Raw genomic sequence first — 22,748 nt, 5'->3', positions numbered from 1 at the left:
TTTTTACGTTTTTTAACCTTCAACCGCTAGGTTAACCGTAGTAGAATAGATAAATCTTTTGTTTAAAAAAGCCGTTCTCGGCAAATTACTTAATAGGCTGACAATAATGAATATCGAAACTCTTTTCCCTTTAGATCCGAATGTAAAAGTGCGCACCCGTTTTGCGCCTAGCCCGACCGGCTATTTACACGTTGGCGGCGCACGTACCGCGTTATATTCTTGGTTATATGCAAAACATTTTAACGGTGAATTTGTATTACGTATCGAAGATACCGACTTAGAACGTTCAACACCGGAAGCAACCGCAGCCATTCTTGAAGGTATGGAATGGTTAAATCTTGCTTGGGAACACGGTCCGTACTATCAAACCAAACGTTTTGATCGTTATAACCAAGTTATTGATCAAATGATCGAGCAAGGTTTAGCGTACCGTTGCTACTGTTCAAAAGAACGTTTAGAAAACTTACGTAACGAACAAGAAGCAAATAAAGAAAAACCTCGTTACGACCGTCATTGTTTAGGTGATCACGAACATTCAGCAGACGAACCGCACGTTGTGCGTTTTAAAAACCCGCAAGAAGGTTCGGTAGTGTTTGACGATGCGGTACGTGGTCGTATCGAAATCAGTAACAGTGAGTTAGACGATTTAATTATTCGCCGCACAGACGGTTCGCCAACTTATAACTTCTGCGTGGTGGTAGATGACTGGGATATGGGTATTACGCACGTTGTACGTGGCGAAGACCATATCAACAACACACCTCGCCAAATCAATATTTTAAAAGCATTAGGCGCGCCAATTCCGACTTATGCTCACGTATCAATGATTAACGGTGATGACGGCCAGAAATTATCAAAACGCCACGGTGCGGTGAGCGTCATGCAATATCGTGATGACGGTTATTTACCGGAAGCCTTAGTAAACTATTTAGTGCGTTTAGGCTGGGGTCACGGCGACCAAGAAATTTTCAGCCGTGAAGAAATGATCGAATTATTCGACATTCACTCAGTTAGCAAATCGGCAAGTGCTTTCAATACCGATAAATTACAATGGTTAAACCAACACTATATGCGTAGCTTACCGGCTGAACACGTAGCGAAATATTTAGCGTGGCATATGAATGATCAAGCAATCGATACTTCAAACGGCCCGGCGTTAGAAGAAATTATTCCGGTATTAAGCGAACGTGCGAAAACATTAAAAGAATTAGCGACTGCAAGCCGTTATTTCTATCAAGAATTTGACGGTTATGATGAAAAAGCTGTCGCGAAAAACTTCAAAGCGGAAGCGATTGCACCACTTGCAAAATTATTGGAAAAATTAACCGCTTCAACTGATTGGAGTGTAGAAGCGATTCATGATGCGATGAATGCAACTGCGGCTGATTTAGAAATCGGTATGGGTAAAGTGGGGATGCCATTCCGTTTAGCGGTAACCGGCTCAGGCCAATCACCGTCAATGGATATCACCGCAAAATTAGTCGGTCGTGAGCGTACTTTAGCTCGTATCCAAAAAGCGATTGAGTTTATTCAAGCACAAGCATAATTTCCTATTGACAGCTAAAGTGGCGGCATTTATTATGTTGCCACTTTTCGGGGATATAGCTCAGTTGGGAGAGCGCTTGAATGGCATTCAAGAGGTCGTCGGTTCGATCCCGATTATCTCCACCACTAAATTCAAAAAAACGCTAAGTCATTTGACTTAGCGTTTTTTATTTTCTGCTCTCAAAATAAGCGGTTAAATTTCAGCGAGTTTTTGCAAAAAATCCGTAAAAGTTGATCGCTTGTCCTATAAATTTTCCAAATATTTAGTCTTCAAGCTTTTTACCCGCTTCCGGCAATAAAACTGGAATACCGTTTTCAATTGGATAAACTAATTTCGCTTCACGGCTAATCAAGCGATTATTGGCTTTATCCCACTCCAGTTTGGTATTCGTTACCGGACAAGCAAGATTATTGATAAGTTTTTCGTTCATATTATTTTCCTAATCGTTTTAAAATCGGTTCAAGTAAACAAGCGGTCGATTCCAGCGAAAATTTTGCAGAAACAGGTATATACCACCAATTTGACTGGGCAAAAGTTCGGCATTTTACCGCATCTTTTTCTGTCATCAGTAACGGAATTTGTTCGGATGCAAGCGCTTTAAGCTGAGTTGGTTCAAATGCTTGGTGATCGGCAAAACCTTGTGTTTTAAGTAATTTAATACCTAAATTTTCGAGCATATTAAAAAATCGGGGAGGATGCCCGATTCCGGCAATCGCCACACATTCTTGCCCGATAAAATCAGTTATTGGCTTTTGCTCGCCCGTTCTTAGATTAACGGCAAATTCAGGCTCGAGCGTCATTAAATGTTCATTCGGCAGAGCCACTCCGCCATTACAAATAATCGCCTGTACCGTTTGCAAACGGCTTGGCAGCTCACGCAGGCCACCTGCGGGCAAAACAAAACCGTTACCAAAACGGCGCATGCCATCAACCACAACCCATTCGATATCTCGCTGTAAGGCGTAATGTTGCAAGCCGTCATCAGTGATAATTAAATCCAGCTCAAATTGACTCAGTAATAATTCGATACTTTGCTGACGATTCGGCGAAATTGCTAGTGGCACACCGGTTCGTTGTACAATCAATACCGGTTCATCGCCCACCATTTCCGCTGAACTCTGTTTGGTGACTAACTGAGGAAAGTCTTTGCTTTTGCCGCCATATCCACGAGAAATCACGCCGACTTTAGCGCCACGTTGTTGTAGCTGTTCCACTAACCAAACAACCACAGGCGTTTTTCCGTTCCCCCCCACCGAAATATTACCAACCACTAACACCGGTACCGGAGAGCGGTAAGATTTTAGGATTTTTTTGCGAAACAAAAACAAGCGGATTTGACTAATCAGCCAAAACAGCAATGAAAACGGCGTAAGCAGCCAAGTGATAATTGATGTAGATTGCCAAATGTTCATACTATTTCTTTAAAGATACTATCGTTTGCGTTAACCGCTATGCCTACAGATAAAACAAATGGACAATGAAAAACATTGTCCATTTTAGCTATGCTTACTCTACTTTCGGCTTATCGCCGTTTTCAACACAACCTTTGCCAATCGTCACTTTTTTCACATCTTTCTCTGCTTTAAGTGTTGGTAGGTTATACATCGTATCCAATAGTAGATTCTCAACAATCGAACGTAAACCACGCGCACCGGTTTTGCGTGAAATGGATTTCTGAGCAATCGCAATTAACGCGTCTTTGGTAAATTTCAACTCAACACCTTCCATTTGGAATAATGCTTGATATTGCTTGATAATCGCATTTTTCGGTTCAGTTAAAATTTGAATTAACGCCTCTTCATCAAGTTCTTGTAATGGAGTCACCACTGGTAATCGACCGATTAATTCCGGAATTAAGCCGAATTTGACTAAATCTTCCGGCTCAACTTGTTTGAATAACTCGGTGAGATCTTCACGTTCTTTATCTTTTTTCAGTTCTGCACCAAAGCCGATTCCGCCTTGTTTGTTGGTTCGTGCTTCAACAAGCTTATCTAAGCCGGCAAATGCACCGCCACAAATAAATAAGATTTTAGAGGTATCAACCGGAATCGTTTCGCCTTTCGGGTGCTTACGGCTGCCTTGCGGATTGATATTCGCCACCGTGCCTTCAATTAATTTTAGTAACGCCTGTTGTACACCTTCGCCGGATACATCACGGGTAATTGACGGGCTTTCCGATTTACGGGTAATTTTGTCGATCTCATCAATAAAGACGATACCACGCTCCGCTTGTTCCGCATCAAAATCACATTTCATTAGTAATTTTTGAATCACGTTTTCTACGTCTTCACCTACATAGCCGGCTTGCGTCAACGTGGTTGCATCCGCCACGGCAAACGGTACGTTTAGACGGCGGGCTAAGGTTTCCGCTAATAAAGTTTTTCCGCTACCGGTCGGACCGATTAATAAAATATTACTTTTACCTAACTCTACACCGTTAGTTTCCTTATGACCTGAAAGCGCATTGCGTAAACGTTTATAGTGGTTATAAACCGCTACGGACAACACTTTTTTCGCATGTTCTTGACCGATAACATACTCATCTAAATGCGCATGAATTTCGTGTGGAGTCGGTACATTTTCAAAGAATTTCTCTTCATCTTGTTTTTCATCGATTAACGGCTCTTCTTCGCCGTTTAACAATGCGTAAGACTCTTCAATACAGTGATTACAGATATAACCTTCCGTACCTTCAACAAGCTGATCCACTTCGGTACGTCTTTTTCCACAAAAACTACAATGTGGTTCTTTCTCAAAATTTGCCATTATTTTGTATCTCTGTGTGTTAAAACTTTATCAATTAAACCGTATTCAGCCGCTTCAAATGCTGACATAAAATTATCACGTTCGGTATCTGCCGCCACTTTTTCAAACGGCTGCCCGCTATGTTCTGCCATTCTTCTTGTCAGCATTTCTTTTAATTTTAAAATTTCTTGCGCTTGAATTTGAATATCAGTCGCCTGTCCTCTTGCACCGCCTAAAGGTTGGTGAATCATCACACGTGCGTGAGGTAAAGCAAAACGTTTGCCTTTTGCACCGCCGGATAATAAGAAAGCGCCCATTGAGCAAGCCTGTCCAGTACAAAGTGTTGCAACATCCGGTTTAATAAAGTTCATTGTGTCGTAAATTGCTAAACCCGCCGTAACAACACCACCCGGTGAGTTAATGTATAAATAAATATCTTTTTCAGGATCTTCCGATTCAAGGAAAAGAAGTTGTGCCACGATCAAGTTTGCCATATGGTCTTCAACTTCACCGTTTAAAAAAATGATACGTTCTTTAAGTAAACGTGAATAAATATCGTATGATCTTTCGCCTTTTGAGGTTTGTTCAACCACCATTGGGATTACTGCCATTTTGGGTTCCTTATCCGAAATCTGAGAAATACCGTTAATTCTATCAAACTTTAAGAAAATCATTAACAACAAGCGGTCAGATTGTTACAATCTTTTGCAAAACTTAGCCTTAATCAATAAAAATATGACTTTAGCCGATATTTATCAAAAATTTGAACTTTGCAAATCTTGGGAAGAAAGATACCGCTTGCTGATTCAATTAAGCCGTCAGTTAGCTAAACCGACCGAAGAAGAATTAGCGCAATTACCTGAAATTCACGGCTGTGAAAGCCGTTTATGGTTTGAATTTCAAGCAACACCACGTAAAGTTCGCGCCTATAGTGATGCTCGTTTAATGCAAGGGATTTTATTTATTGTCGTAACACTGTTAAACGAAGCCGATTCGGCACAATTAGCTCGTATTGATTTGGCTCAGCTGTTTGAGCAACTAAAAATCTCACAGAATCTGACGAGTACACGTTTAAACGGATTACAGCAAATTAACAAACTGATTCTTACGGCTTAATTTTAACGGGTTGAGCCTTGCTTGGCTTGCATCACTACATCTCGCCCTGTTTTTTGCTTGATGAAAGCAAGGCGGATTTCATGCCCCGAATCCTTCGGATCCAACGCACAACAAGCCGTACCTTCCGCCAAAGAAAAATGTCGTAGTGTTTTTAGCTGCTCAAACAACATTCGATCTTCTCCGTCTCCTTGCGCTAAAGATTGCGACCAACAATGGAGATAAGGCAGCGTTTTAAGCTTATTAAGTGTTAAGCCCGATGGACGCACAAAGCCGCCAAAACTATCCTTAAAAATACCCTGATCAACACCAACGCTTTCCAATTCGTCTAAACACAGTATTTCACCGGTATTACCGTCAGCGTAGTAACACAAAGCGTGTCCCCAATTTACATCCGGATACTGGCAGAATACGGAATACATTTTGTCGATATGTTGTGGTAAAAACCAATCGTCATCATCGAGATAAGTAACCAGTTCACTATCAGCAAGTAAGGTCAATGCCGAACGCAATGAACCACCGTAATAGCAATCATGTACACCGCCGTGACGTTTAGAAGTTGAATAACCGAGATCTAGCCAAACGATATCCACATTAGCCGGGCGTTCTTGATCAAGTATTTGTCGATAATGCGGAAGCTGACCGGATAAATCGAGATCCACGCCAATCAGAATTTGAATATTTCCGCTAAATTGCTGAGAAAAAACAGAACGAACGGCACGTAGTAAAGATTCACGCCCAACCGTTACTATCACAACGGCAAGTTGGTAGCGGCCGTTAAAGGGTTTAGACATAGAAAAGCCTCAAAAGCCAAATAGCAAAAAAGCCTCTGATTTCTCAGAGGCTTTTTCTTGAAAAAGTGGCGGAACGGACGGGACTCGAACCCGCGACCCCCTGCGTGACAGGCAGGTATTCTAACCAGCTGAACTACCGCTCCACACGGTATTATCGAATTAAATTCAATAATTAAAAATTAATTGGCGGAATGGACGGGACTCGAACCCGCGACCCCCTGCGTGACAGGCAGGTATTCTAACCAGCTGAACTACCACTCCGCAACTGGTAAGGCGCATAATACGGATTTTGCACTAAAGCGTCAAATTATTTTTTATGAAACGAATTTATTTGCTTATTTTAAAATCAAATAAATCAAGCAATTAGTGAATTTGCTCCGATTCCGTTTCATTTGGGCGCATCCAAATACAATTCCCTTTGGATTTCTTATCAATCAGTTTGAGATATTCTTCGTGTGCTGTCTGCTCTTCTTCACTCAGTTGTAACACAATTAAACCACTTGTTTCAAATTTCGTTATTGTACCTAAACCGAGATCCGCAACACTTTCGTGATTAACGGCTGCATCTTCTTCACCTAATAATGCCAGCTGTCCACCGGTCATCATTAGGAAAACATCTGCTAGAATCTCCGCATCCAGTAACGCCCCGTGAAGCACACGTTTACTGTTATCAATGCCTAAACGATCGCACAATGCATCTAAGTTATTGCGCTTGCCCGGATACATTTTTCGAGCCACCGCAAGACTATCGGTCACACTGCACATTTCAGCCGTCTTCGGCGGTGGGTTTTCCAAATAAGAAAACTCTTGATCCATAAATGCCACGTCGAAGGGCGCATTATGAATGATTAGCTCTGCACCTTTAATAAATTCAATAAATTCGTCCGCAACTTCGGCAAATACAGGCTTATCTTGCAAAAATTCATTGGTAATACCGTGAACTTTAATCGCTTCTTCTTCCACTTCTCGCGGCGGTTTAACATAGACGTGAAAAGTACGTCCGGTTAAGCGACGGTTAATCACTTCGACCGCACCGATTTCAATAATATTATGCCCAATTTGTGGCGGCCCGCTAAAACTCATACCGGTTGTTTCGGTATCCAGCACCACCTGTCTTACTATCGGTTGTTCACTCATTTTATTGCCTAATCAAAAGATGCAAGCGGTCGAATTTCAAGGAAAATTTGCAAATTTTCACCAAAATCCGACCGCTTATTCAAGTATTACTTCGCAATACGTTTATATTTGATACGGTGAGGTTGCGTTGCCGCATCACCTAAAGTTTTCTTCTTCCACTCTTCGTAATCAGAGAAGTTACCTTCGTAGAAGGTCACTTTACCTTCATCGCCGTAATCTAAAATATGGGTTGCGATACGGTCTAAGAACCAACGGTCGTGCGAGATAACCATTGCACAGCCTGGGAATTCTAAGATCGCATTTTCTAACGCACGTAAAGTTTCAACGTCCAAGTCATTGGTCGGTTCGTCTAATAACAATACGTTACCACCACGTTGCAGAAGTTTCGCCAAGTGTAAACGACCGCGTTCGCCACCGGATAACTCACCCACACGTTTTTGCTGATCCACACCTTTAAAGTTAAAACGACCAACGTAAGCACGGCTTGGAATTTCAAAGTTACCAATTGTCAGAATATCTTGACCGTTCGACACTTCTTCCCATACGGTTTTCTTATCATCCATCGAATCACGGAACTGATCTACCGAAGCTAATGTAACAGTTTCACCCATTACGATTGAGCCTGAATCAGGCTGTTCTTGACCTGAAAGCATACGGAATAAGGTCGATTTACCCGCACCGTTGGCACCGATAATCCCTACAATCGCACCTTTTGGAATTGAGAATGACAAATCATCAATTAAAGTGCGGTCGCCGTAAGATTTGGTTAAGTTACTCACTTCGATAACTTTATCACCTAAACGTGGACCAGGCGGAATAAAGAGTTCGTTGGTTTCGTTACGTTTTTGATATTCGCCCGAATTAAGCTCATCAAAACGTGCCATACGTGCTTTACTTTTCGCTTGGCGACCTTTCGGGTTTTGACGTACCCATTCCAACTCTTTCGCAATCGATTTTTGACGTGCAGATTCAGCTGCCGCTTCTTGTTCTAAACGTTTCTCTTTTTGCTCTAACCAAGAAGAGTAGTTGCCTTCCCAAGGAATACCCTCACCACGGTCAAGCTCTAAGATCCAGCCTGCTACGTTATCTAAGAAGTAACGGTCGTGGGTGATCGCTACTACTGTACCTTCATAGTCATGTAAGAAACGCTCTAACCACGCTACCGATTCCGCATCTAAGTGGTTGGTCGGTTCGTCTAACAATAACATATCCGGTTTTTCGAGTAATAAACGGCAAAGCGCCACACGACGGCGCTCACCACCCGATAAATGTTCGATTTTCGCATCCCATTCCGGTAAACGTAACGCATCCGCCGCACGTTCTAATTGGTTATCAAGATTGTGACCGTCATGCGCTTGAATAATCGCTTCTAAATTCGCTTGCTCTGCCGCTAATTTATCGAAATCCGCATCCGGATCCGCATATAACGCATAAACTTCATCTAAACGCGTTAACGCATTTTTAACTTCCGAAACCGCTTCTTCAATTGCTTCGCGCACGGTTTGTTGCGGATCTAATTTTGGCTCTTGCGGTAAATAACCGATTTTAATACCCGGTTGTGGACGAGCTTCACCTTCAAACTCTTTATCCACGCCCGCCATGATACGTAATAAGGTTGATTTACCCGCACCATTTAAACCAAGTACCCCGATTTTTGCGCCCGGGAAAAAGCTTAAAGAAATATCTTTAAGAATATGACGCTTCGGTGGCACGACTTTGCCGACGCGATGCATCGTATATACAAATTGAGTTGACATTATGTATTCCTCATAAAAAAAATCTTATCTATTTTACTTGAAAACAGGGGCGAAATATAGGGATTCCTACATTTGCAAATTTTTCATAAAATTCGACCGCTTATTGTAAGATATTTAGACAAATATACACTAAAGGCTATAATCAAAACTAGGAGATACCACTATGCTAAAAAGAACTTTCCCGCTTATTGCTGCACTTTTATTGAGCCTTCCTATTACAGTATCTGCAAATGAAAGCAATCAACAAGTTGCAAACATCCAATCAGTCACTGCAAAAAAAGCGCAAGGCATTTGGATTGACGTACGTACCGCAGAAGAATTTGCCACAGGACATATTGAAGGTGCAATCAATATTCCGGTTGAACAAATTAGTGCAAAAATCCATCAACTGATAGAAGATAAAGATGCACCGATTCACTTATATTGCCGTTCAGGGCGTCGTGCCGACGTAGCATTAACCGAATTACAAAAACTGGGTTATCGCCAAGTGACAAACCACGGTGGCTACCAAGATTTATTGCGTAAAGGCATAAAATAATTGCAAAAAAAACTGCACAAAAGACCGCTTTTATTGCGGTCTTTTGCTTTTTATAAAAAATAATTTGTAAGAAGCCCCATCCCACCACGTCCAATTTGGCGCAACTTACTATTATTTATTATGCAACTTATTATTTATAAAAGGAGACTTTAATGAAAAAATTCGTATCACTTTCAGCTGTTATGATGGGTTTAGCGCTTATGGTTAACGCACATGCAAATGACATGAAAGATTCTCATCAGATGATGAAAGATGACAAAATGATGTCGGACAAACACATGATGAAAGACGATAAAATGATGTCGGACAAACACATGATGAAAGACGACAAAATGATGTCTGATAAACACATGATGAAAGACGACAAAATGATGTCAGACAAACACATGATGAAAGACGACAAAATGATGTCTGATAAACACATGATGAAAGACGATAAAATGATGTCGGACAAACATATGATGAAAGACGACAAAATGATGTCAAAAAAACATAAAAAGAAAATGATGAAAAAAGCTAGTCAATAAACGACATTAACAAAAAAGGGCTGTTTTAGAGTATGAATACTTTAAACAGCCCTTTTAATATTTATATTAAATTATTCGCCTGTAAACGGCTCAGAAAAACGTTCGATTTTCGCACCGATTCCACGTAATTTATCTTCAATATGTTCATAACCACGATCAATATGATAAATACGATCAACAATAGTTTCACCAGAAGCAATACAACCCGCTAGTACTAAGCTAATTGACGCACGTAAGTCTGTCGCCATCACTTCTGCGGATTTTAATTTTTCTACACCGTGACAAATCGCAGTATTCCCTTCGATTTCGCCTTTAGCTCCCATGCGGTTAAGTTCCGGAATATGCATAAAACGGTTTTCAAAAATCGTTTCAGTAATACGGCTTGTGCCTTCCGCAACAACGTTCAACAAAGTAAATTGCGCTTGCATATCGGTTGGGAACCCTGGGTGCGGCATCGTGCGAATATTTACCGCTTTCGGACGCTGACCTTTTGAATCTAAAGTAATGGTATCTTCTGTTACGGTTACTTCCATACCTGCTTCACGTAATTTCTCAATTACTGCATCTAATGTGTCCGCTTTAGTACCACGACAGGTGATTTTACCGCCGGATACCGCCGCAGCAACTAAGAATGTACCGGTTTCAATACGGTCAGCCACAACACGGTGCTGACAACCTGTTAAACGTTCCACACCTTCAACCGTGATAGTATCTGTACCTGCACCTGAGATTTTTGCCCCCATTGCATTTAAGAATAATGCAGTGTCCACAATTTCAGGTTCACGAGCAGCATTTTCAATCACTGTTGTACCTTCCGCTAAAGTACCCGCCATCATCACAGATAGCGTTGCACCCACACTCACTTTATCCATATAAATGCGTGCGCCTTGTAAACGGCCGTTTGACGTTGCTTTCACATAGCCTTCATCCAGCTCAATTACCGCACCCATTTTTTCTAAGCCCGAAATGTGCATGTCAACTGGACGCGCACCAATCGTACAACCGCCCGGTAATGAGACTTGACCTTCGTGGAAACGCGCTACAAGTGGCGCTAACGCCCAAATTGAAGCACGCATGGTTTTTACTAATTCATAAGGTGCAACGTAGTGATCAATATGACTTGCATCAATTTGTACCGCTCCGGTCTCATCACGCTCAACTACCACGCCTAATTTACGTAAGATTTTAAAAGTCGTGTCCACATCCTTAAGATCTGGCACATTCGTTAAAGTAACAGGTTCGGTAGCCAAAATGGCTGCAAACAAAATTGGAAGTGCGGCATTTTTAGCACCTGAAATATCAACCGTCCCACTTAATGTAAAAGGACCGTGAACACGAAATTTTTCCATTATAAAATCCTTAAAGAATAAATAAGTGATAATAGATATAAACAAAACTCAAGCGGTCATTTTTGCAAAATTTTTTACAAAAGCGACCGCTTAGCTATCATTATCTATTATTCATCGAATAGGCTAGCCTACCATATTAAGTAAGCGATCTTTTTTCCACTGTTCTGTCGAGAAAACTTTAATCGTCAATGCGTGGATAGCATTTGTTGCAAAATATTCACCTAATGGTGCATATACCGCCTGTTGTTGTTTTACTTTTGATAATTGTGCTAATTCGTCACTGACAACGATCACGCCATAATGCGAATTTTCACCTTGCGCATGAATCTCCGCAGCTGTCGGTAACGCATTTCTTAAAATTTCTTCGAGTTGTTTTGGTTCCATGTGCTTATAGTTCCTTAAGCTTTTTCACAACATAATTTGCCTTTTTCGCAAACTATAAATCTATTAAGCCATTCTGATAAATCAAATAATTCGGCTAGTGTTTTCACTGTTTCAGGAATATTAATTAACCAGTTCGGCGTTTGTTTTTGATAATGATTGAGCAATTCAGCAAGCAATGTAAAACCGGCGGAATCAACACGCTCAAGATCTTTTAAATCCCAATAAATATGTTGGTTACCTTTCGGCGATAAAAAAGAAGCACGTTGCTTCCAAAGCGGAAGCAACGTGTCTCGAGTTAATTCGCCTGACAATTTTACAAATAGGCTTTCATTATTCTGCTGAACGCCCCATTGTAATGTTTTTTGTGGCTTCATAAAACTAAAATTATTTACTTAATGTAATCGGTTGTTTAGCGGATTGCGCAACTTGTGCCGTTAAAGCATCAATCCCTTTTTGACGTAAGACGCCGCTCCACTCATTTTGTTTGGTCGCAACCATACTCACACCTTCCGCTGCCATATCATATGCTTGCCATTCACCGGTCTTACTGTTTTTACGCCATTTGAAATCTAATTTAATCGGCGCTGCGTTGCCTGATGATAACACATTTACACGAATGCTTACGATAGATTTGTCACCTACCGGTTTCTCGTTCTCAATTTGTACTTGTTGGTCTTGGTATTGCGTTAACACTTGCGCATATGATTGTTCAATAAACTGACCAAAAGCAGTAAAGAATTGCTCACGTTGTGCTTCTGATGCAGAAGAAAGTGATTTACCTAATACTAATTGACCTGCATATTTCACATGCACGCGAGGCATTAAATCATTACGTACAATTGTACGTAAATATTCCGGATTTGCCTTAATTTTACTTTGATTCGCTTTAATATCGTTAAAGAGTTTATCTGCTGTTTGTTGCATTAAAACGTATGGGCTTGTTTCAGCAAATGCTTGTGCTGAGAATAATGTTGCGACTGCTACAAAACCGGTTACGATTACTTTTTTGATGTTTTTTAACATTTAAAATCTCCAAATGTAAGGTGGTTCCCCCACCCGAAATAAAATATCACGCAGTAAAAATCACTGTGTAATTATTGTGCTTTAGGCTCTGTTTCGCCTTCCGCTTTTTCTCCGTCAGCTTTATCCGATTTTTTATCCCCGTATAAGAACTGACCGATTAAATCTTCCAACACCATTGCCGAATTCGTATCAACAAAGCTGCTGCCTTCTTTCATATATTCCGTTTCACCTTCTAACATGAAACCGATATTTAAAGCGATATATTGTTCCCCTAAAAGACCGGAAGTTTTAATTGAAAGTGAACTGGTATCAGGAATTTTATTAAAATCTTCATTAACTGCTAAAGTCACTTTAGGTGTATAGGTTTGCGCGTCTAAATTAATTTCTGCCACACGGCCTACAACGACCCCTCCCACCTTAATTGGCGCACGGACTTTTAGTCCCCCGATGTTATCAAAAGTTGCGTAAAGAGTGTAAGTCTTTTCTGAAGTAAAGCCTTGTACATTCGCAACACGCAAGCCTAAAAATACTAAAGCCGCTAAGCCAAGTAATACAAATAAGCCTACCCAAAATTCATATTTAATTGATTGACGCATTGTCTTTTCCTTTGTGAATTAACCGCCGAACATAATAGCAGTCAAAATAAAATCAAGTCCTAGCACAACTAATGAGGCATGTACCACGGTTCTTGTTGTTGCTTGGCTAATACCTTCTGAAGTCGCAACAGAATCATAACCGTTAAATAATGCGATCCATACTACAGCAAAAGCAAAAATAATGCTTTTGATAGAACCATTAATTAAGTCGCTCCAATCTACTGAGTTTTGCATTACCGACCAAAAGCTACCGCCATCAACACCTTTCCAATCGACTCCGACTAACGAACCGCCCCAAATCCCAATAGCGGTAAAAATTGCCGCTAAAATTGGCATTGAAATCACACCGGCCCAAAAACGTGGTGCAATGATACGTCTTAACGGGTCAACCGCCATCATCTCAAGACTTGATAGCTGTTCCGTCGCTTTCATTAAACCGATTTCTGCAGTTAACGCCGAACCTGCGCGCCCAGCAAAAAGAAGTGCGGTTACTACAGGCCCTAATTCTCTTAGTAACGATAATGAAACAAGCGTACCTAAACTGGTTTCGGCTGCAAAATCGACTAATACCACATAACCTTGCAAGCCTAATACCATACCGATAAATAAGCCTGACAGCATAATAATGAGTAGAGACTGAACCCCTAATACATATAATTGCTTAATTAATAATGGTGTATGCTTACGAAATTGTGGTTTGCCGATCAATGCGCCAAACAACATAAAGGTTGCTCGCCCAAACGCTCGTACAAAACTAATCACAGAAGAACCGATGCCACTAATAAAATTAATCACTGAATAGCTCCTCCGTATATTCTTTAGCCGGATAATGGAAACGAACCGGACCGTCTGCTTTACCTGCTAAGAACTGAACCACTTGCGGATCTTGACTTGCCATCAATGCTTCCGGCGTACCTTCGGCAATCACGCGCTTATCCGCTACAATATAAGCATAATCAGCAATACTCAGCACTTCCGTTACATCATGTGAAACTACAATTGACGTTAAATTTAGTGCTTGATTGAGTTTTCTGATTAACTCGACAATTACACCCATACTAATCGGATCCTGTCCGGTGAACGGTTCATCATACATAATTAACTCGGGATCTAACGCTATTGCTCGAGCTAACGCCGCTCGGCGCGCCATTCCGCCTGAAAGTTCCGCCGGCATTAATTGCGCGGCACCACGTAATCCTACCGATTCTAGCTTCATTAGCACCAATTTTCTAATTAATGCTTCCGGTAATCTTGTATGTTCACGAATAGGGAAGGCAACATTATCAAAGGTAGATAAATCAGTAAATAATGCACCTGATTGGAATAACATACCCATACGCTGACGAATCTCATAAAGTCTTTTATTAGACGCTTTACACACATCTTCGCCATCAAATAATATTTGACCTTTTTCAGGAATAATTTGTCCGCCGATTAAGCGTAGTAAAGTCGTTTTACCAATTCCTGACGGTCCCATAATCGCGGTAATTTTACCTTTCTGCACTTGCAGATTTAAGTTGTCATAAATAACCCTTTCACCCCGACTAAAGGTGAGGTTTTTCACTTCAACTAAGTATTCATTATCTCGCATTGGAATTTCTTTAGTAATTTCTATAAAACATAAAATGGTTGGCAATACTCTATTAACCGCCACATAAAGTCAAAGGATTTTTAACTTTTGACAGAAAATGTACAATTTAATAACCGTTTTTTATAAACTTTTTCATATAAAATTGATTATTTTTTAGCAATACACTTGCTTTTTAAAGGAACCGCCACCAAATTAGGTGGTCTGAATGGACACGAGCAACCGTGGAGCTCGTTGAATTTTTTGACACTACAAAAAGGATAAATATAAATGGATAAAGTAATGAAAAAATCGATCTTAGCTTCATTGGTATTAGGTCTCGGTTTACTCTCAGTTCCAGTAACGACACAAGCCACATTGCCAACCGTAGTTGAAGGTCAAGCATTGCCAAGTTTAGCGTCTATGATTGAAAAGGTTCGTCCGGCTGTGGTAAGTATTGCTGTAGAAGGTAAAACAGAAGAAAGAACCCGCTATCGCCGTGATATTCCCGAAGAATTTGAATTTTTCTTTGGCCCGGATATGTTTGGTGAACGTAGTGCACCGCGTAATTTCCGAGGGCAAGGTTCAGGCGCGATCATCAATGCCGAAAAAGGTTATGTAATTACGAATAACCACGTGATTAAAAATGCGGACAAAATTACGATTAAATTAGAAGACGGTCGTGAATTTAAAGCTAAATTATTAGGCGCAGATCCACTATCGGATGTGGCTTTAGTACAAATTGAAAATCCTAAAAATTTAGTCGAATTGAAATTTGCCGATTCAGATAAGTTACGTGTTGGAGATTTCAGTGTAGCTATTGGAAACCCATTTGGCTTAGGGCAAACTGTGACATCAGGTATTATTTCGGCATTAGGTCGTTCAACCGGTAATTCTGATGAAGGTTACGAAAGTTATATCCAAACGGATGCTGCGGTAAACCAAGGTAACTCTGGCGGTCCATTAATTAACTTAAACGGTGAGTTAATCGGTATTAATACCGCAATTATTTCACCAAGTGGCGGCAATGCTGGTATTGCGTTTGCGATCCCAAGTAATATGGCAAACAGTCTCGTGCAACAAATTATCGAGTTTGGTGAAGTAAAACGCGGTATGTTAGGTATTAAAGGTGGAGAATTAAATGCTGATTTGGCAAAAGAATTCAAAATTGAGGCTCAAAAAGGTGCATTCATCAGTGAAGTTTTAGCTGATTCTGCCGCTGCTAAAGCCGGCTTAAAAGCAGGTGATGTGATTACCGAATTAAACGGCAAGAAAATCAATAGCTTTAGTGAATTACGTGCCAAAGTGGCAACTTCAGGTCCGGGTACAGAAATTGAGCTAACGTACTTACGTGACGGTAAAGAAGAAAAAGCTAAAGTAACGCTTCAATCGGACGGTGCTGATAATACAGCAAAAAATAGCAAAAATTCAGCCAAAGCAACAACCAAAGATATTATTCCGGCTTTAAAAGGTGCAGAATTTGCTAACCTTGATAAAGACGGTGTGAAAGGTATCGAAATTGCAAAAGTAACTAAAGGTTCGATTGCTGAAAACCGAGGCCTAGCGGAAGGCGATATTATCGTTGGTGTAAACCGTGTCAAAGTAGACAATATCAAGCAATTACGTGAAGTGTTAGATTCGAAGCCTTCTGTTATCGCATTAAATATTTTACGCGGTAACTCAAACTTCTACTTAATCCTTCAATAATAAAGCGATAAAAAAATCCCACCAGTCGGTGGGATTTTTTATTGCTCAAAGATCTGTTTAAAATCTAAATCGGGCTGTCGAAAGCGAAAGCCGTTTGCTAATAATTTTGCAGGAGTAAGCGGTTGATTATCCAATAATAATTGCGAACGCTCGCCTAAAACTAATTTAAGTATAAAAGCCGGCACGGCAAACCACGCACAGCGTTTCAAATAAGCAGCTAAACGAGAGTTAAATTCTGCATTCGTAACCGGATGGGGAGCAACTAAGTTAAATGCGCCTCGGCAATTTGCATTTTTCAATAAAAATAAGACCGCTTGTATGTGATCTTCTAAAGCAATCCACGCCCAATGTTGCTGCCCAAAGCCAAGCTTACCGGCTAAATTTAACCGATATAACGGTAACATTTTTAATAATGCGCCACCTTGCGGAGCAAGCACCATGCCAGTTCTAATTAAGCATACTCGTGTTTTTGGGCTCTCAGCTTTTAAGGCGATCGCTTCCCATTGTTGGCAAAGCTCTGCGCTAAAATTCGTACCACTGGCAGCGGATTCATCAATTAAAGAATCAGAGTAAACATTACCATAATAACCAGTTGCTGAGCCCGAAATAAATGTATGAGGCGGCATTCGACTTGCTTGAATTAACTTGACTAATAAAGAAGTGATTTGTAAGCGACTCTCAGAAAGTAGTTGTTTTTGTGCGGGAGTCCAAGCTCGATTAAAAATTGGCTCTCCGGCAAGATTAATTACTGCATCAAATCCGTCTAAACTCTCTAAACTTGCAAGATTTAAGCAAAATTCGACCGCTTGCTTAAAAGTAACTTTTGGATTCGATTGGCGGGTAACCAGTGTTAATGAATGTCCTTGCGCTAATAACGCCTCGACCAAACGCTGCCCGATAAAACCCGTTCCGCCGGTAATTAAAATTTTCATTAGAGCGATGACTCAAATAACTCGGTAATATTTTGGATTAGATCTTCCATTGCGGTTGAGCGTGTTGGAGTGATAAAAATCGTATCATCACCGGCAATTGTACCTAAAATACCTTCGCCTTTTCCCATTGAATCCAATAGACGAGCAATTAATTGGGCCGCACCCGGGCTGGTTTTTACAACAATTAGCACATCGTTATAATCAATATCAACGACTAAATTCTTTAAAGGGCTGGAGGTTGTCGGCACGCCTAATTCCGCCGGTAATTGATAGACCATTTCCATCTTAGTATTACGTGTTCTTACCGCACCAAATTTGGAAAGCATACGAGACACTTTAGACTGATTGATATTTTCAAAACCTAACTCTTGCAACGCATTAACTATCTCACCCTGAGAACCGAATTTCTCTTGTTTTAGCAATGCTTTAAATGCTTCTGATAAATTATCAAGCTTTTCCATCTCATCTCCCTTATGTAATATCGCTTCAATTGAAAGCATAATTTTTGCTTACAAGTGTCAAAAAATCAATCTAAATCAAACATTAGAAAAATTTTTCCCAGAGATTCGTTTTATTTAGCATCAATCTTGAGAAATGTTTGTTAAACTTAGTCTAGTTTTATTTTATAACCATTATTGATTAGGAGTTGTTTATGAAAGTTGCACTTTTAGGCGCTGCAGGTGGGATCGGGCAAACTCTTGCTCTCTTATTAAAACTTCGTTTACCTGCCGGAACGGATCTAGCCTTATATGATATTTCACCGGTCACTCCGGGTATTGCGGTAGACATCAGTCACATTCCAACATCGGTAAACGCTGTCGGCTATTCAGGTGAAGACCCGAGTGAAGCACTTAAAGACGCTAATCTTGTTCTATTAACTGCAGGTGTTGCGCGTAAACCGGGCATGACTCGTGCGGATCTCTTCAATATCAATGCGGGCATCATTAAAAACTTGGTTGAAAAAGTCGCTGAGGTTTGTCCGAATGCTTGTATCGGTATTGTAACAAATCCGGTCAACACGCTTGTTCCAATTGCTGCTGAAGTATTACGTAAAGCCGGCGTATATGACAAACGTAAATTATTTGGCGTAACGACTCTTGATGTTGTTCGTGCTAAAACATTTACGTCTGAATTAAAAGATAAAAATGTTGAAACGGTTAAAGTACCCGTTATCGGCGGTCACTCGGGTCCAACTATTTTACCGTTACTTTCTCAGGCGCTTGCGGAAGGTCTTCCAATTTCATTTAGCCAAGAAGAGATTGAGTCATTAACTTATCGTATCCAAAATGCCGGTACAGAAGTGGTGGAAGCAAAAGCAGGCGGCGGATCTGCAACACTTTCAATGGCTGAATCAGGCGCACGTTTTGCAGTAGCGGTGTTCAAAGCGTTATTAGGTGAAGATTGCGTCCGTTATGCTTATGTAGAAAGTAAAGAAGGTTCTGATTATCCGGAATTCTTTGCTCATCCGGTAAGATTCGGTTTAACAGGTGTAGAAGAAATCTTGCCAATCGGTAAATTAAGCGAATACGAACAAGCTAAATTAGACGAAATTAAACCGATTCTTAAAGCAGATATTGAATTAGGGAAAAATTTTGTAAATTCATAACTTGAGATTTATAAAAGGGTTGAGCAATTCAACCCTTTTTTATAAACTCAAGTACGGCGATAAGTATTAATCGCCGTCTATAATATACAAGGATTTATGTATGAAAGCGCATTTATTTTCTTTAGTAGCTCTTGCAGTAACGATTACGGCTTGTAGCTCGGATCAACCAGTTCAAATCGTTAAAGAACCTTCAACAAAAACGGAATATATTCCCATTCGTAATCCGCATCCTATTCAACAAGTTTTGCCTGCTAATGTCACTGCTATTTGCGTAGACGGAAGTTACTCAACTTCACCGGTACATGAAGCTTGTGTCGGCAACGGTGGCGCAAAACAAATTATTTCTCGCTATCATTCTGAGTAATAAAAATAAATAAGCGGCCATTTTTAAGTGAAATATTGCAAAGTTTTCACCAAAAATGACCGCTTACATCTATAGATAATTAGCCTAAAATTTTTGCTAATTCTGCGCTCACTTCTTCAACCGGTTTTGTACCGTCTAAACGTTCATAACGCGTATTACCTGCTTCAGCTTCCGCTGTGTAGTAAGCAATTAATGGCTTAGTTTGTTTGTGGTAAATTGCTAAACGCTCTAATACCGTTTCAGGCTTATCATCTTGACGAATAATTAAATCTTCGCCGGTTACATCATCTTTACCTTCAACTTTCGGTGGATTATAAACTACGTGATAAGTACGACCTGACGGTTGGTGTACACGGCGACCGCTCATACGTTCAACAATCACCTCATCCGCTACGTCAAACTCTAATACTAAATCAATTTTCACACCTGAATCTTTTAATGCATCCGCTTGTGGAATCGTGCGAGGGAAACCGTCTAATAAGAAGCCGTTTGCACAATCCGGTTGTGCGATACGATCTTTTACTAATGCAACGGTTAATTCATCCGGCACTAATTTACCTTCGTCCATTAATGCTTTTGCTTGTTTACCAAGCTCTGTACCTTCTTTAATTGCCGCACGGAACATATCGCCTGTTGAGATTTGCGGAATACCAAATTTGTTCATAATAAATTGTGCTTGTGTACCTTTACCCGCACCCGGCGCGCCTAATAGGATAATTTTCATTGTAAAGCCTCTTGAAAATAAAAGATGAATGAATAAAAAAGCTAAGGCAGTAACCTTACCGATTACTGCCTTAAATTGCAAATTTTTTACTAAATTTGACCGCTTGTGCAAACATATACCCACAATAAATTTAAATTTATCGTAAAGTAATATTTTTCGTTGACAATACAATTCTTATTGATAATAATTCCCGTTATCTTAAATTACACTCTATATTCATGAGGACTTATCTGTGAAAAGAAATCAACTGACCATCGCCGTATTAGCTGCGATTAGTTCGTTTGCTTACGCAAATCCGGAACAATCAAAAGAAACTGCGGAATTATCTGAAATTGTTGTAACTGATCGCCAAGGTGCGAAAGTTAAAACAAATATTGTGACCCTCGCAGAGAAAAATGAACGTACTGAAACTGATTTACGTGGTTTACTCTCAAAAGAACCTGCCATTGAATTTGCCGGTGGTAATGGTACATCACAATTCTTAACCATTCGTGGGATGGGGCAAAACTCGGTAGACATTAAAGTGGATGGTGCATCATCTGATAGCCAGATTTTATATCACCAAGGGCGTTTCATTATCGATCCATCATTACTTAAAAGCGTTTCTGTACAAAAAGGTGCGGGCTCAGCAAGCGCCGGTATCGGGGCAACAAACGGTGCGATTATCGTAAAAACGGTTGATGCTTTAGATCTCTTGAAAAATAGTGAGCGTGATTACGGATTTAAATTAAATAGTGGTTATTCTAGCAATGACGGGCACTCTTATGGTGCAACGGTATTTGGTAAAGCCGCTCATTTTGACGCATTACTTTCTTTCAATCGTAACGATGAAGACAATTACAAAGCTGGCAAAAATTTCGTAAACGGTTTAGACGGTAGTAATAAAGTACCTTACAGCGCATTAGATAAACGTAACTATATCGCTAAATTAGGTGCAACTTTTGGTGATCATCGCTTTGTATTAAGCCACTTACAAGATCAACACCGCGGTGAGCGTGTTGTACGTGAAGAATTCACTGCATTTGATGCGACTAACAATCCTCGTCTTAGTTTAGCTCGTCAATCTCCATCTTATCGAGAAACAACGTTAAACAATACTAACCTTGAATATATTGGGAAAAACTTAGGTTTTATTAACGAATTAACTGCAAATGCCTATTTAATGAAGAATAAACGCTATTCTGCTGATGATAGAGGTTGTGGATACTGTGGTAACGTTAAGGGCCCAACAACGACCGTAATTAAAACCCAAGGTGCGAATGTGAATTTCGATTCGTTCATTGGAGAAGAAATTTTAGTTAAATACGGTGTAAATTACCGTAATCAGGAAATTGAACCGCATACTAAACGCCCATTCGTAACCAATAATCCGGAAAAAACCGATACCGGTGCTTACGTTGAGATGATTAGTGGAATCAACGACTTCACCTTTACCACAGGTTTACGTTACGATCATTTTGATATGAAAGCGAATGACGGTGTGAAAGCGTCTGATGGTAAATGGAATCCAAGTGTCGGTTTAATTTATCAAGCAACACCTGAGTTAAGCCTTAGCGCAAACCATAACTATGCGTCACGTAGCCCTCGTTTATATGATGCACTAATGGTTGGTCTCAGACGTGTATCGGTAGATCCAAATATTGAAGCTGAACATGCTCGTAATACCGAAATCGGTTTTAACTATAATAATGGCGACTTTACTTTTGAAGGTAGCTACTTCTGGCAAAAAGTGAATAACTTAATCGTAAACCCACAAGATAGACACGGTTCAGCAGGAGTAAAACAAGCAGTAAATGACGGTTATTCTAAAAACCATGGTTATGAGTTAAATGCGTCTTATCGTTATGAAGGTTTAACCGCCCGCTTCGGTGTATCGGAAAGTAAACCAAGATTCTACTTAAACGATACAAAAGCAAATTCTACGTTAAATCCTGAATTTGCCGTACAGGTGGGGCGTACTTGGACAGCCGGTTTAGCATATCGCTTTGAAAACCCTAGCTTAGAATTAGGTTGGAAAGGGCGTTATGTAGAAGATGAAGACGGTTATGCGTTAGCGAATGCAGATCAAACAATTGCAAATACACATCGTGATAGCTATATCAATCATGATTTCTACGTTAACTGGAAACCATTGAAAAACGATAGCTTAAATGTAAATTTAGCATTAAATAACGCATTTAATAAATTCTACTATCCGCATAGCCAACGTGGTACAACCTTACCGGCAGCCGGACGTGATTTCCGTTTAAACGTGAATTACACTTTCTAAACCAAGTTTAGAGATCGTACAAAGTAAATATTTGCCCCCTAAAAGTTGGATTAAATTCCTAACAATTAGG

At 40.3% G+C, this 22,748-nt stretch carries 25 protein-coding genes and 3 tRNA genes; 9 read left to right on the top strand and 19 right to left on the bottom strand.

Features of this window, described 5'->3' with window-relative positions; genetic code table 11:
- The first annotated feature begins 106 nt into the window (after positions 1 to 106).
- Together gltX and EL121_RS07965 are read left to right on the top strand one after the other, a co-directional pair.
- Positions 107 to 1,546, top strand: a complete 1,440-nt coding sequence (gene gltX / locus EL121_RS07970) for a glutamate--tRNA ligase (protein WP_039195966.1) — start codon at positions 107 to 109, stop codon at positions 1,544 to 1,546.
- Positions 1,547 to 1,595: 49 nt separating this feature from the next.
- A tRNA-Ala gene (locus EL121_RS07965) sits at positions 1,596 to 1,671 on the top strand.
- A gap of 137 nt (positions 1,672 to 1,808) precedes the next feature.
- On the opposite strand, the gene EL121_RS07960 is transcribed toward EL121_RS07965, so the two are convergent.
- The 4 genes from EL121_RS07960 to clpP form a co-directional block, all read right to left on the bottom strand.
- The gene (locus EL121_RS07960; RefSeq protein ID WP_039195964.1) at positions 1,809 to 1,976 is read right to left on the bottom strand and encodes a Trm112 family protein; all 168 of its coding nucleotides are present in this window, start codon (positions 1,974 to 1,976) and stop codon (positions 1,809 to 1,811) included.
- Position 1,977: 1 nt separating this feature from the next.
- On the bottom strand, positions 1,978 to 2,958 hold the full coding sequence (gene lpxK / locus EL121_RS07955) for a tetraacyldisaccharide 4'-kinase (protein ID WP_039195962.1): 981 nt from the start codon (positions 2,956 to 2,958) through the stop codon (positions 1,978 to 1,980).
- Between the two features lie 94 nt (positions 2,959 to 3,052).
- A complete protein-coding gene (gene clpX / locus EL121_RS07950; protein ID WP_039195960.1) occupies positions 3,053 to 4,312 on the bottom strand; it encodes an ATP-dependent protease ATP-binding subunit ClpX in 1,260 nt (419 codons plus the stop codon).
- Positions 4,312 to 4,902 carry an ATP-dependent Clp endopeptidase proteolytic subunit ClpP gene (gene clpP / locus EL121_RS07945; RefSeq protein ID WP_014990900.1) on the bottom strand — a complete coding sequence of 197 codons (591 nt, stop codon included), beginning with the start codon at positions 4,900 to 4,902 and terminating at the stop codon, positions 4,312 to 4,314. Before clpP ends, clpX begins: the two co-directional genes overlap by 1 nt.
- Positions 4,903 to 5,026: 124 nt before the next feature.
- On the opposite strand from clpP, the gene EL121_RS07940 reads away from it, so the two are divergent.
- A complete protein-coding gene (locus EL121_RS07940) occupies positions 5,027 to 5,407 on the top strand; it encodes a SufE family protein (RefSeq protein ID WP_039198925.1) in 381 nt (126 codons plus the stop codon).
- A gap of 2 nt (positions 5,408 to 5,409) precedes the next feature.
- Here the strand turns inward: EL121_RS07940 and EL121_RS07935 are convergent, their stop codons facing one another.
- The 5 genes from EL121_RS07935 to ettA form a co-directional block, all read right to left on the bottom strand.
- On the bottom strand, positions 5,410 to 6,198 hold the full coding sequence (locus EL121_RS07935) for a glycosyltransferase family A protein (RefSeq protein WP_039195958.1): 789 nt from the start codon (positions 6,196 to 6,198) through the stop codon (positions 5,410 to 5,412).
- A gap of 66 nt (positions 6,199 to 6,264) precedes the next feature.
- Positions 6,265 to 6,341, bottom strand: a tRNA-Asp gene (locus EL121_RS07930).
- Positions 6,342 to 6,382: 41 nt separating this feature from the next.
- Positions 6,383 to 6,459 (bottom strand) — tRNA-Asp (locus EL121_RS07925).
- A gap of 102 nt (positions 6,460 to 6,561) precedes the next feature.
- A complete protein-coding gene (gene dnaQ, locus EL121_RS07920) occupies positions 6,562 to 7,335 on the bottom strand; it encodes a DNA polymerase III subunit epsilon (RefSeq protein WP_039195956.1) in 774 nt (257 codons plus the stop codon).
- 86 nt (positions 7,336 to 7,421) lie between these two features.
- Positions 7,422 to 9,092, bottom strand: a complete 1,671-nt coding sequence (gene ettA / locus EL121_RS07915; protein WP_039195954.1) for an energy-dependent translational throttle protein EttA — start codon at positions 9,090 to 9,092, stop codon at positions 7,422 to 7,424.
- Positions 9,093 to 9,255: 163 nt separating this feature from the next.
- Between ettA and EL121_RS07910 the strand changes: the two genes are divergently transcribed.
- Together EL121_RS07910 and EL121_RS07905 are read left to right on the top strand one after the other, a co-directional pair.
- Positions 9,256 to 9,630 carry a rhodanese-like domain-containing protein gene (locus tag EL121_RS07910; protein WP_039195952.1) on the top strand — a complete coding sequence of 125 codons (375 nt, stop codon included), beginning with the start codon at positions 9,256 to 9,258 and terminating at the stop codon, positions 9,628 to 9,630.
- Positions 9,631 to 9,782: 152 nt separating this feature from the next.
- Positions 9,783 to 10,157, top strand: coding sequence for a hypothetical protein (locus tag EL121_RS07905; protein ID WP_052190369.1), 375 nt, complete (start codon positions 9,783 to 9,785; stop codon positions 10,155 to 10,157).
- Positions 10,158 to 10,228: 71 nt separating this feature from the next.
- Here EL121_RS07905 and murA read toward each other — a convergent pair whose 3' ends face one another.
- The 7 genes from murA to mlaF form a co-directional block, all read right to left on the bottom strand.
- On the bottom strand, positions 10,229 to 11,506 hold the full coding sequence (gene murA, locus EL121_RS07900) for a UDP-N-acetylglucosamine 1-carboxyvinyltransferase (protein WP_039195950.1): 1,278 nt from the start codon (positions 11,504 to 11,506) through the stop codon (positions 10,229 to 10,231).
- A 123-nt stretch (positions 11,507 to 11,629) separates the two neighbouring features.
- The gene (locus tag EL121_RS07895; protein WP_039195949.1) at positions 11,630 to 11,890 is read right to left on the bottom strand and encodes a BolA family protein; all 261 of its coding nucleotides are present in this window, start codon (positions 11,888 to 11,890) and stop codon (positions 11,630 to 11,632) included.
- Between the two features lie 14 nt (positions 11,891 to 11,904).
- Entirely contained in the window at positions 11,905 to 12,264 is a 360-nt protein-coding gene (locus EL121_RS07890) for an STAS domain-containing protein (protein ID WP_039195947.1), read from the bottom strand.
- Between the two features lie 10 nt (positions 12,265 to 12,274).
- Positions 12,275 to 12,913, bottom strand: coding sequence for a phospholipid-binding protein MlaC (mlaC, locus tag EL121_RS07885; protein WP_039195945.1), 639 nt, complete (start codon positions 12,911 to 12,913; stop codon positions 12,275 to 12,277).
- 71 nt (positions 12,914 to 12,984) lie between these two features.
- On the bottom strand, positions 12,985 to 13,509 hold the full coding sequence (gene mlaD, locus EL121_RS07880) for an outer membrane lipid asymmetry maintenance protein MlaD (protein ID WP_039195944.1): 525 nt from the start codon (positions 13,507 to 13,509) through the stop codon (positions 12,985 to 12,987).
- Positions 13,510 to 13,527: 18 nt separating this feature from the next.
- The gene (mlaE, locus tag EL121_RS07875) at positions 13,528 to 14,304 is read right to left on the bottom strand and encodes a lipid asymmetry maintenance ABC transporter permease subunit MlaE (protein ID WP_039195942.1); all 777 of its coding nucleotides are present in this window, start codon (positions 14,302 to 14,304) and stop codon (positions 13,528 to 13,530) included.
- Complete coding sequence (mlaF, locus tag EL121_RS07870; protein WP_039195940.1) at positions 14,297 to 15,100, bottom strand: phospholipid ABC transporter ATP-binding protein MlaF; 804 nt, start codon at positions 15,098 to 15,100, stop codon at positions 14,297 to 14,299. The genes mlaE and mlaF overlap by 8 nt, the downstream gene beginning before the upstream one ends.
- Before the next feature lie 267 nt (positions 15,101 to 15,367).
- Here mlaF and EL121_RS07865 point away from each other — a divergent pair, with 267 nt between their 5' ends.
- Entirely contained in the window at positions 15,368 to 16,783 is a 1,416-nt protein-coding gene (locus EL121_RS07865; protein ID WP_039195939.1) for a DegQ family serine endoprotease, read from the top strand.
- A gap of 38 nt (positions 16,784 to 16,821) precedes the next feature.
- Here EL121_RS07865 and EL121_RS07860 read toward each other — a convergent pair whose 3' ends face one another.
- Together EL121_RS07860 and argR are read right to left on the bottom strand one after the other, a co-directional pair.
- Positions 16,822 to 17,715 (bottom strand): TIGR01777 family oxidoreductase, encoded by an 894-nt coding sequence (locus EL121_RS07860; protein WP_039195937.1) that lies wholly within the window; start codon positions 17,713 to 17,715, stop codon positions 16,822 to 16,824.
- Positions 17,715 to 18,176, bottom strand: a complete 462-nt coding sequence (argR, locus tag EL121_RS07855) for a transcriptional regulator ArgR (protein ID WP_039195936.1) — start codon at positions 18,174 to 18,176, stop codon at positions 17,715 to 17,717. Before argR ends, EL121_RS07860 begins: the two co-directional genes overlap by 1 nt.
- A gap of 191 nt (positions 18,177 to 18,367) precedes the next feature.
- Between argR and mdh the strand changes: the two genes are divergently transcribed.
- Together mdh and EL121_RS07845 are read left to right on the top strand one after the other, a co-directional pair.
- Positions 18,368 to 19,321: a malate dehydrogenase gene (gene mdh / locus EL121_RS07850; RefSeq protein ID WP_039195934.1), complete on the top strand. Its 954-nt coding sequence runs from the start codon at positions 18,368 to 18,370 to the stop codon at positions 19,319 to 19,321.
- A gap of 100 nt (positions 19,322 to 19,421) precedes the next feature.
- Positions 19,422 to 19,685: a hypothetical protein gene (locus tag EL121_RS07845; RefSeq protein ID WP_039195933.1), complete on the top strand. Its 264-nt coding sequence runs from the start codon at positions 19,422 to 19,424 to the stop codon at positions 19,683 to 19,685.
- Positions 19,686 to 19,764: 79 nt separating this feature from the next.
- Here EL121_RS07845 and adk read toward each other — a convergent pair whose 3' ends face one another.
- Positions 19,765 to 20,409, bottom strand: a complete 645-nt coding sequence (gene adk, locus EL121_RS07840; protein WP_005617774.1) for an adenylate kinase — start codon at positions 20,407 to 20,409, stop codon at positions 19,765 to 19,767.
- Between the two features lie 232 nt (positions 20,410 to 20,641).
- Here adk and EL121_RS07835 point away from each other — a divergent pair, with 232 nt between their 5' ends.
- Positions 20,642 to 22,678 (top strand): TonB-dependent siderophore receptor, encoded by a 2,037-nt coding sequence (locus EL121_RS07835; RefSeq protein WP_039195932.1) that lies wholly within the window; start codon positions 20,642 to 20,644, stop codon positions 22,676 to 22,678.
- Positions 22,679 to 22,748: the final 70 nt, after the last annotated feature.

The organism is Actinobacillus equuli (genome assembly GCF_900636745.1).
In the GTDB taxonomy this organism is placed as follows: domain Bacteria; phylum Pseudomonadota; class Gammaproteobacteria; order Enterobacterales; family Pasteurellaceae; genus Actinobacillus; species Actinobacillus equuli.
Note: the sequence above shows the minus strand (reverse complement) of the source record. Positions and strands in the feature narration are given on the sequence as shown.

Bases quoted from the DNA above. Each gene is read 5' to 3' on its own strand.
- gltX (WP_039195966.1), top strand. From the start codon at position 107: ATGAATATCGAAACTCTTTTCCCTTTAGATCCGAATGTAAAAGTGCGC.
- EL121_RS07960 (WP_039195964.1), bottom strand. From the start codon at position 1,976: ATGAACGAAAAACTTATCAATAATCTTGCTTGTCCGGTAACGAATACC.
- lpxK (WP_039195962.1), bottom strand. From the start codon at position 2,958: ATGAACATTTGGCAATCTACATCAATTATCACTTGGCTGCTTACGCCG.
- clpX (WP_039195960.1), bottom strand. From the start codon at position 4,312: ATGGCAAATTTTGAGAAAGAACCACATTGTAGTTTTTGTGGAAAAAGA.
- clpP (WP_014990900.1), bottom strand. From the start codon at position 4,902: ATGGCAGTAATCCCAATGGTGGTTGAACAAACCTCAAAAGGCGAAAGA.
- EL121_RS07940 (WP_039198925.1), top strand. From the start codon at position 5,027: ATGACTTTAGCCGATATTTATCAAAAATTTGAACTTTGCAAATCTTGG.
- EL121_RS07935 (WP_039195958.1), bottom strand. From the start codon at position 6,198: ATGTCTAAACCCTTTAACGGCCGCTACCAACTTGCCGTTGTGATAGTA.
- dnaQ (WP_039195956.1), bottom strand. From the start codon at position 7,335: ATGAGTGAACAACCGATAGTAAGACAGGTGGTGCTGGATACCGAAACA.
- ettA (WP_039195954.1), bottom strand. From the start codon at position 9,092: ATGTCAACTCAATTTGTATATACGATGCATCGCGTCGGCAAAGTCGTG.
- EL121_RS07910 (WP_039195952.1), top strand. From the start codon at position 9,256: ATGCTAAAAAGAACTTTCCCGCTTATTGCTGCACTTTTATTGAGCCTT.
- EL121_RS07905 (WP_052190369.1), top strand. From the start codon at position 9,783: ATGAAAAAATTCGTATCACTTTCAGCTGTTATGATGGGTTTAGCGCTT.
- murA (WP_039195950.1), bottom strand. From the start codon at position 11,506: ATGGAAAAATTTCGTGTTCACGGTCCTTTTACATTAAGTGGGACGGTT.
- EL121_RS07895 (WP_039195949.1), bottom strand. From the start codon at position 11,890: ATGGAACCAAAACAACTCGAAGAAATTTTAAGAAATGCGTTACCGACA.
- EL121_RS07890 (WP_039195947.1), bottom strand. From the start codon at position 12,264: ATGAAGCCACAAAAAACATTACAATGGGGCGTTCAGCAGAATAATGAA.
- mlaC (WP_039195945.1), bottom strand. From the start codon at position 12,913: ATGTTAAAAAACATCAAAAAAGTAATCGTAACCGGTTTTGTAGCAGTC.
- mlaD (WP_039195944.1), bottom strand. From the start codon at position 13,509: ATGCGTCAATCAATTAAATATGAATTTTGGGTAGGCTTATTTGTATTA.
- mlaF (WP_039195940.1), bottom strand. From the start codon at position 15,100: ATGCGAGATAATGAATACTTAGTTGAAGTGAAAAACCTCACCTTTAGT.
- EL121_RS07865 (WP_039195939.1), top strand. From the start codon at position 15,368: ATGGATAAAGTAATGAAAAAATCGATCTTAGCTTCATTGGTATTAGGT.
- EL121_RS07860 (WP_039195937.1), bottom strand. From the start codon at position 17,715: ATGAAAATTTTAATTACCGGCGGAACGGGTTTTATCGGGCAGCGTTTG.
- argR (WP_039195936.1), bottom strand. From the start codon at position 18,176: ATGGAAAAGCTTGATAATTTATCAGAAGCATTTAAAGCATTGCTAAAA.
- mdh (WP_039195934.1), top strand. From the start codon at position 18,368: ATGAAAGTTGCACTTTTAGGCGCTGCAGGTGGGATCGGGCAAACTCTT.
- EL121_RS07845 (WP_039195933.1), top strand. From the start codon at position 19,422: ATGAAAGCGCATTTATTTTCTTTAGTAGCTCTTGCAGTAACGATTACG.
- adk (WP_005617774.1), bottom strand. From the start codon at position 20,409: ATGAAAATTATCCTATTAGGCGCGCCGGGTGCGGGTAAAGGTACACAA.